The sequence below is a fragment of the Pseudoalteromonas sp. 5Ae-yellow genome, assembly GCF_014077565.1.
Lineage (GTDB): Bacteria > Pseudomonadota > Gammaproteobacteria > Enterobacterales > Alteromonadaceae > Pseudoalteromonas.
In genome coordinates this window covers 1-8721 of sequence record NZ_JACGWD010000110.1, presented here as the reverse complement: position 1 = coordinate 8721, position 8721 = coordinate 1, and the positions used below count along the sequence as shown (strand labels likewise).

At 38.1% G+C, this 8721-nt stretch carries 6 protein-coding genes; 3 read left to right on the top strand and 3 right to left on the bottom strand.

Annotated features, from left to right (window positions below):
* Nucleotides 1-279: 279 nt before the first annotated feature.
* Nucleotides 280-1659: a signal recognition particle protein gene (gene ffh, locus H4J63_RS18980; RefSeq protein ID WP_165744205.1), complete on the bottom strand. Its 1380-nt coding sequence runs from the start codon at nucleotides 1657-1659 to the stop codon at nucleotides 280-282.
* Nucleotides 1660-1912: 253 nt separating this feature from the next.
* On the opposite strand from ffh, the gene H4J63_RS18975 reads away from it, so the two are divergent.
* Together H4J63_RS18975 and H4J63_RS18970 are read left to right on the top strand one after the other, a co-directional pair.
* Nucleotides 1913-2719 carry an inner membrane protein YpjD gene (locus H4J63_RS18975; protein WP_024593585.1) on the top strand — a complete coding sequence of 269 codons (807 nt, stop codon included), beginning with the start codon at nucleotides 1913-1915 and terminating at the stop codon, nucleotides 2717-2719.
* Nucleotides 2720-2780: 61 nt separating this feature from the next.
* On the top strand, nucleotides 2781-4049 hold the full coding sequence (locus H4J63_RS18970; protein WP_182197981.1) for an HlyC/CorC family transporter: 1269 nt from the start codon (nucleotides 2781-2783) through the stop codon (nucleotides 4047-4049).
* A gap of 48 nt (nucleotides 4050-4097) precedes the next feature.
* On the opposite strand, the gene H4J63_RS18965 is transcribed toward H4J63_RS18970, so the two are convergent.
* Both H4J63_RS18965 and gshA read right to left on the bottom strand, forming a co-directional pair.
* Complete coding sequence (locus tag H4J63_RS18965) at nucleotides 4098-4709, bottom strand: hypothetical protein (RefSeq protein WP_182197980.1); 612 nt, start codon at nucleotides 4707-4709, stop codon at nucleotides 4098-4100.
* 146 nt (nucleotides 4710-4855) lie between these two features.
* Nucleotides 4856-6433 carry a glutamate--cysteine ligase gene (gene gshA, locus H4J63_RS18960; RefSeq protein WP_182197979.1) on the bottom strand — a complete coding sequence of 526 codons (1578 nt, stop codon included), beginning with the start codon at nucleotides 6431-6433 and terminating at the stop codon, nucleotides 4856-4858.
* Nucleotides 6434-7021: 588 nt separating this feature from the next.
* Here gshA and H4J63_RS18955 point away from each other — a divergent pair.
* Nucleotides 7022-8569: a PAS domain-containing methyl-accepting chemotaxis protein gene (locus tag H4J63_RS18955; protein WP_182197978.1), complete on the top strand. Its 1548-nt coding sequence runs from the start codon at nucleotides 7022-7024 to the stop codon at nucleotides 8567-8569.
* Nucleotides 8570-8721 lie beyond the last annotated feature (152 nt).

The window sequence follows — 8721 nt, the reverse complement described above, 5'->3', positions numbered from 1 at the left end:
TCCCTGCTTGTTGAAAACCTTGTTCAATGATTTCAGGGTCAAGAATTTCTGATAATTTTTCAAAGGTATGGTATCGGCTGCTTTCTTCAAGTGTTGCTTGCAGTGCTTGTTCTATATTCACAAAAAAATCCGTAGTTAGTTTCCTAACTACGGATTTTGCATGATCGTTTGGATCGGTCAACCGGTCAACCGGTCATTTTCTTAACTGATCGGCATTAAGCTATTTGCTCCTTTAAATATGATTCGCTATTATTTTAAAAAATAACTCAAAAGTATTTTTTAAAACTTAGGACCACCGCCACCCATCATCCCAGGTGGTAACATGCCTTTCATACCGCGCATCATTTTAGTCATGCCGCCTTTACCTTTCATCTTTTTCATCATTTTTTGCATTTGCGTAAACTGCTTAAGCAACTTATTAATCTCTTGTACTTGTGTACCAGAGCCTGCTGCTATACGTTTTTTACGCGAACCTTTGATGATTTCTGGACGTGCACGCTCTTTTTTAGTCATTGAGCTAATAATAGCTTCCATTTGGATAAATGTTTTGTCACCCATTTGGCCTTTAACAGCATCTGGTAAGTTAGACATACCAGGGAGCTTATCAAGCATCGACATCATGCCACCCATGTTTTTCATTTGCTTTAATTGATCAGCAAAGTCATCAAGGGTAAAACCGGCACCTTTAAATACTTTTTCAGCAACTTTAGCAGCTTGCTCTTTATCTACTTTCATTTCGACTTCTTCGATTAATGAAAGTACATCACCCATGCCTAAAATACGCGACGCTATACGGTCTGGATGGAAAGGCTCAAGTGCGTCAGTTCGCTCACCCACACCCATAAACTTAATAGGCTTGCCAGTGATATGACGAATCGATAAAGCTGCGCCACCACGTGCATCACCATCGGTTTTTGTTAATATAACACCGGTAAGTGGTAATGCTTCGTCGAATGCTTTAGCTGTATTCGCCGCATCTTGACCTGTCATTGCATCAACAACGAACAAGGTTTCAATTGGATTGATTGCTTTATGAAGATCTTTAATTTCATCCATCATGTTGCTATCAACATGTAGACGACCTGCAGTATCAACAAGTACTACATCTATAAATTTCTTTTTAGCATGTGAAATTGCAGCGGTTGCAATATCAACTGGTTTTTGCGAAATATCACTTGGGAAAAAATCAACATCAACTTCTGCTGCAAGCGTTTCTAGCTGTTTAATAGCCGCAGGACGATAAACATCGGCACTTACTACAAGTACTGATTTCTTTTTTCGCTCTTTTAAAAACTTAGCAAGCTTAGCTACACTGGTGGTTTTACCCGCACCTTGTAGACCCGCTACCATTACAACGGCTGGCGGTTGCGCATTTAGACTTAGCTCTTCATTAGCCTCACCCATTGCTTTTTCTAGTTCTTCACGCACTATTTTTATAAATACTTGGCCCGGGCTTAAGCTTTTTGTAACTTCAACCCCAACTGCACGTTCTTTAACTTGTTTTACAAACTCGCGAACAACAGGCAATGCCACATCGGCTTCTAAAAATGCCATACGCACTTCGCGAAGTGTGTCTTTTATGTTGTCTTCCGTCAGACGGCCACGGCCACTGATATTTTTTAAGGTTTTACCTAATCGTTCTTGGAGGTTCTCAAACATGTAACGGTTCCGATAAGACGTTTATATCAATCCATTTAAATTTTACGGTTAATTTGATTTTTCAATTAACCTAGATTGACTTATTAAGTTTCAATTAAAAGTAGTATACCGTATATGGCGCCTTACAATATAGTGTTCAAGTGCACCTTGTTGAGTTTCTTTTTTTAAGGTCTATGCATTTGCTTTGCTATAAAATACAATGGCTATATAACAACAAGGATTATTTTGTCTCAAATTAAGTGGCCCAAGCACAATGCTGATTATTAGTTTAACTATTATTGCCAGTTTATTTTATGTGTTAGCAACGTCTCACGTGCTTTCACGCCTGTTTCATCAACAAGGCCCTAGCCAAAAAGTAACCGTTATTTTAAGCACGGTTGCTATAGTGGCGCATATGCTGCTGTTAGTTAACTCTGTTTTTAGAGCCGACGGTCAAGATTTAAGTATCGTAAACGTCGCTCTTTTGACCTGCTGGGTGATTGTAGTTTCGGTGACGGCTGTCTCACTAAAATTCCCTGCGACTTTATTGTTGCCCGTTGTTTATGGTTTTGGTGCCTTACTAACCATTGCCAGTTTATTTATTCCTCATCATATTTTATTACAAAGTATTAATATTGAGGTGGGTTTAGTAACGCACATCTCCTTATCTTTGTTAGCCTACTGTATTTTAATTATTGCTACTTTATATGGTGTACAGTTTTATTTTATTGATAAACGTTTAAAACGTAAAGATTTAGCAATTGTGCACAGCCACCTTCCGCCTTTAATGGTTGTGGAGCGCCAGCTTTACCAACTTCTTAATTTAGGCACTATATTACTCACATTTGCATTACTTTCAGGGTTTGTATTTCTTGATGGAATGTTCGCTAAAGAGTTCATTCATAAAACAATATTATCGTTAGTTGCGTGGGCTATTTTTGCCGTTGTAGCTATCGGGCATATGAAAAAGGGTTGGCGCGGTAAACCGGTGGTTATTACAATCATGGTCGCTGCATTTGTCCTCACACTCGCTTATTTTGGCAGCCGTTTCATACAAGAAGTGATACTAAATAAGTTTTAACTTGACTCTGCTTGCTCACTCTAGCTTAATACGCATTGATTTATAAGAAAAGGATCCATCGTTGGACGACATATCGACAAGTACCCTATTTATCATTTTAGGTTTTTTGGTGCTTTTTTCTGCTTATTTTTCTGGTTCAGAAACCGGAATTATGTCAATCAATCGTATACGCCTGCGACACCTCGCTAAAGAGGATCATCGTGCAGCTAAACGAGTCAGTAAATTACTTAGCCGTCCAGATAGGCTCATCGGTTTAATTTTAATCGGTAATAATCTTGTCAATATAGCTGCAGCTCAAGTTGCTACCATTATAGGTATTCGCCTTTACGGTGACCTAGGTATTGCTATAGCAACGGGTGTGTTAACTCTAGTTGTGCTTATATTTGCAGAAGTAACACCTAAAACCCTTGCTGCCCTCTACCCTGAAAAAGTTGCTTTTCCAAGCTCAATAATACTTAAAGGGTTACTAAAAATTCTTTTTCCTTTTGTTGTTATCGTTAACTGGATGACCAACGGGATATTGCGATTATTTGGTATTAGTGCCGCTCAAATCGACGAACACAGCATGAGTAAAGAAGAATTAAAAACAGTACTCAATGAGTCCGGTGCACTTATTCCTGCACGTCATCAAAGTATGCTGACTTCAATTTTAGATTTAGAACAAGTTACCGTTGAAGATATTATGATCCCACGAAACGAAATTGTGGCCATTGATATTAATGACGATTGGAAACTAATTAGTCGCCAACTTACCCATGCACAACATACTCGCGTGTTGTTGTATCGCGATAACATAGATGATGCAGTAGGTTTTATTCACTCACGTGATGCGCTTCGTCTACTTACAAAAGAGCAATTTGATAAACCATCTTTGCTAAGAGCTGTACGTGAAATTTACTTTATCCCTGAAGGAACATCACTAAATACTCAGCTATTAAAGTTTCAGCAATCTAAAGAACGCATAGGCTTAGTGGTAGATGAGTATGGCGACATCCAAGGCCTAGTGACCCTAGAAGATATTTTAGAAGAAGTTGTTGGCGATTTTACAACGACGCAAACTCGTACGCCAAGCGAAGAAGTAGAAACACAAACTGATGGCTCATGTATTGTGGATGGCGGCGCTAACGTACGCGATTTAAATAAAGAAATGGGTTGGGATTTTCCGCTAGATGGACCTAAAACTCTGAGTGGTTTAATTGTTGAATACTTGGAGAATATTCCTGATGCAAATATTAGTTTGCGTATCGCGGGATATCCTATTGAAGTACTCGAAGTAAAAGAAAATATGATAAAACAAGTGAAGATACTGCCAAATAAGCGTTCTCGCTAAATAAAAAAGGAGCCAATTGGCTCCTTTTTTATATCCATTAATAACTATCTAGCCAAATATAAGACGTTCAAACCAACCTTTATCAAGCTCTTCTTCGCAGTGTTTTAATTGCGCACCATAACGGCTAGCTCTGTACTTAACTTTGTTCGCAACACCCATTAGCCACTTTTTCTTTTTGTACGTGCCACGCTTATACCCACCCCAACCTTCATGATAATTAAGGTATTGTCCGTAAGCATCCCATTTAGATATTTTATTTACTTTATGCGTTTTATAAACAAACCACGCCATAAAGTCGATTGCATCGTCAAAGTCGTCTCTATCAGCACCGTTGTTGCCTGTTTCACGAATATAATCAGACCATGTTGGTGTTTTAGCTTGCGAGTAACCATAGGCATCACTTGCGCGACCGGTAGGAATTATCCATAAGAAGTACTCCATAGGCGGAGCGGCATCATGCTTAAATGAGCTTTCTTGGTACATCATACTCATGAGTACATGCTTGGGAGAACCCCATTTTTCTTGTGCATCTTTTGCGTCGAAATACCAATCTGGCTTTTCTTCAAAGATTTTACATAAATCGTTAGGTTGCTTTGGAGGCGCTGTAGCACAACCGGCTAAAGTAATGGCGAGAGATAGGATAATTGCATTTTTTTTCATTTTTCTAAGATCTCACAGAACTTTTCTAAAAAGTGTGGGTCTGACTCAATGAATGCAGCAGTACAGCATTAGTTCATCCCTGAATATATATTTACGCAGCCTACTTAGGCTGCGTTTTTTTGCTTAAATTTTACTAAGTATTAAGATTATTTACCGCCAAAATACGCATCTAAAAAAGCGGTAAATGACTGAGTATCTGCTTGCTCAATTGCAGTTTGTGCTTCGTTAGACTCTACAACTTGTTGTTCCAGCCAAGGCTTTAAAAACTCACTGTAATCAGTGTCTGCGTGGCTTTGTTTGTATTTATTAGCCAGTGCTAGTGCAAAGTGACCGTTGTCTAAACCAGACTCTTTTAATTGCGACACGTAACGTCCAGAATAAGTAAGCTCTGGATTATGCACCCACGTTGCCATGCGCTTTATAGTATCGGAGTAATAATTAACACCATAAGCATTATCCATCCATTTAGCGACATCAGTGAGCTGTGCAAATATTTCATCGCCCCACGACTGAAGACTACGCTGTGTGTTATTAAAGTTAAGCATTAGCCCTTCTTCTCGACCTTGATTGACTACTGTGTCGAGGTTTTCAGTACTGCGTGCTTGTTCTTTCCAATCCATTGGAGCTGAATCTTTTAATAAACAATACGTTAAAAACACATCTAAAAAGTGAATTTGCTCAATATCAATACCAACTTCGCTAAACGGATTAACGTCTAATGCGCGAATTTCTACGTATTCAATGCCTGCTCGAAGCAGTGCATCCGTTGGCGTTTCGCCACTTTTAGCATTACGCTTAGGACGAATTGGCGAGTAAAATTCGTTTTCAATCTGCAGAATATTTTTATTTAACTGCTTAGGGTTTTCACTCTTATAGTCATCAAGATCACCATAAATTTCTGATGGTGTATTGATTGCTTTTTTAAGGCCTGCTACATATTCATCTAACGAGTTATACATTACGCGTAGTGACGACTGAGCGCTATTCGTATAACCTAAATTGCCTAAACGCAGTGCCGTACCAACTTCTAAGTAAAGTGTACCTTTACCTAGTTTTTTAAATGGTAAATCGGTTTTTCGACCTTGTAAAAATGAGTTACACAATGCTGGCGATGCACCAAACATGTAACTTATTAGCCATAGTTCGCGTTTAAAGTTACGAATAAGCGCTAAATAACCTTCTGAAATAAAATCTTGAAGGCTTGCATTGCTTTTTTGTAACGAATGAAGCGATTGCCAAAGCGTATCTGGGAATGAAATATTAAAGTGAACACCTGCAATTGCTTGCATCATACTTCCGTAACGATTTTTTAATCCTTCACGGTATAGTGTTTTCATTTGACCAGTATTTGAACTACCAAATTGAGCTAAAACAATATCATCTTGGTGTTCAATAAAGCATGGCATACTAATAGGCCAAAGCAGTTCATCGTCCATCTTTTCTAGAGTGAACTTTTGAAGATCTTTTAATTGCTTAAGAGTTTGCGTTGACGACTCACTAACTGGAGTAATAAATTCAAGTAAAGATTCAGAAAAATCAGTTGTGATATGGCCATTAGTTAATGCACTGCCCACCCCTTCTGGGTGGCCTTTAGGTGATATAGCACCATTCTCTTGTATTCTCAGCGACTCTCGCTCTATGCCACGTTTAATGCCTTTAACTGCATGTTGGTGCTCATTTACTGATAACGCTTCAAGTGCGTTAGCTAAATCATGTGTTGTCAAAAAATCTTTCCTCGGGCCACGTGGCTTAATCATAAGGTTATGGGGACTAATTACTTAGACTCAAGATTAATACCAATTTTTATTGAAAATATGATCATTGTATCGCATTAAATAGCGCACTGACTGCGTTAAAAATTATTCATATAGAACAACTATATGTCATAATTTTCGACGTGCTATTGTGCTATTTTCTTAGCGCTATAATAGATCACTTATTTAATGCAACTGGTATAAATTGCTAAGAACTATATAACTTTCAAATTTAATAATTATTTCCCCACTTTATACATGCGCTTAATATGACCAACATCATTATATTAAGTCGTAATATTGCCATTGCTATGTGCATTATACAAATGCTTTAAATACGTATTTAATTATAAATCAAATAAGTAAAATATCAGCCTATAGTAATAGACCGGAACTTATACAAAATCAGTTCAATTTAGCTGTCTGGTATTTAAACTTGATCTAGATCAATAAATACAATCATTTGTCTTATGAGCATAGAAGGAAAGACGCTATTTTTTGCTTTGTAGTGTGTAAGCAATATAATGACTGCAACAATAAAGGATGATAATAAACACAATGCACAATGATAAAAGCTTAAAAAATGAAGAAGTATACTTTGATGAATCACAAGAGCTGGTTTCCACTACTGATCTTAAAGGTGTAATAACATACGTCAATCAAGCGTTTTGTGCTGTTGCAGGATATAGCGCACAAGAGCTTATCGGTCAGCATCATAATATCGTGCGCCACCCTGATATGCCAAAAGCAGCCTTTAAAGAAATGTGGGCAACATTAAAACAAGAACACTCGTGGCGCGGTATGGTTAAAAACCGCTGTAAAGATGGCCGCTATTACTGGGTAGATGCCTTTGTAACCCCCATTTTTGAACATGGCCGACTTGTTGGTTATCAATCTGTAAGAACCAAAGCAAGCTCTCAACTTAAGCAACGTGCACAAACACTTTACAACAAAATAAATACCAACAAGTCATTATTTAAACTACGAGAACACACCACAATACGACAAAGCCTTACTTTTATAAGCCTATTATTTTGGCTGATTTTTATTGCTGTTGCGGCATCAATCACCATTGCTGCAATTAGCCTATTTATTTGTGCTTTAGTTATTGTGCTAAATTATGACGAACTCATTGTTACCCCTAAAATATTACGCGAACAAAAAGCAAAAGCCGATTCAATCTCTCGTTATATTTACAGCGGCCATACACCGCACAGTGTAAGTGATTATAGAGAGCAAATGCTAAGCGCAAAACTACGCACGGTTCTTGGTCGTATGAAAGACTCAACATTAAGCTTTAATGTCATCGCGACTGATTTAGACAAACAATCAACACTCACCGAAGAAGGCATTTCTTCACAAGGGGAGCGTTTAGAGCAAATTGCATCAGCGATGACCCAAATGAGCTCTACCATTGGTGAAATATCAGTAAATACAGCTCAAACAGCTGATAAAGTGAATAACACCCATCAAAGTTGCTCAGAGATAAAAGACCACATTGCAGATAATAGTAAAATGGTATCTGACTTAGCTTCTCAAGTAGAACAAGCAGCAAATACAGCCACCAGCTTAGCCACTGAAGCAGATAAAATTGGTAAGGTAATGAGTGAAATAGAAGGAATTGCCGATCAAACTAACTTACTTGCTCTTAATGCAGCGATTGAAGCAGCTAGAGCAGGAGAACATGGGCGAGGCTTTGCTGTAGTCGCCGATGAGGTAAGGACTCTTTCGTCACGTACTCAAAATGCTACAATACAAATCCACAGTTCTATTAAAGAAATACAAGACACTTTATTTAGCTGGTCCAAAGTAATGCAAAGCACTAAAGCACAAGCCGATAACTGTGTTTTGACAACCGATAAAACCCAAGTTGAACTTGAGGGGATTTTTATCCAAATCAGTGAAATATCTCACTTAGCAATACAAATATCATCCGCTGCAGAAGAGCAACAAATGGTTAGTAACGACATTAGTAATAATGTTTCGCAAATTAAAGACTTTGGCGATAACAACTTAAGTTTAAGCTTTAATGTGGCAAAAGGTGCAGCTGAGCTTGTTGAAGGCTCACGTAGAGTGAACGATTTATTACTAACCTTTAAAGTTTAACAAACATAAAAAAGCCGCTATTTTAGCTGTCTCTTGATCACAAGTCTGACTCAAGAGATTTTGCTAAATCGTAGCCTTCCAGGATGGCTTGTAACTTAAGCCATCCTTTCCATAACACTTTCACAGATGCACGCCCTGTGCGCTTGGTATCT

What these genes read in the sequence shown, in the direction of transcription:
- H4J63_RS18965 (WP_182197980.1), bottom strand. Translation starts at nt 4,709, where the DNA reads ATGAAAAAAAATGCAATTATCCTATCTCTCGCCATTACTTTAGCCGGT.
- H4J63_RS18955 (WP_182197978.1), top strand. Translation starts at nt 7,022, where the DNA reads ATGCACAATGATAAAAGCTTAAAAAATGAAGAAGTATACTTTGATGAA.
- ffh (WP_165744205.1), bottom strand. Translation starts at nt 1,659, where the DNA reads ATGTTTGAGAACCTCCAAGAACGATTAGGTAAAACCTTAAAAAATATC.
- H4J63_RS18975 (WP_024593585.1), top strand. Translation starts at nt 1,913, where the DNA reads ATGCTGATTATTAGTTTAACTATTATTGCCAGTTTATTTTATGTGTTA.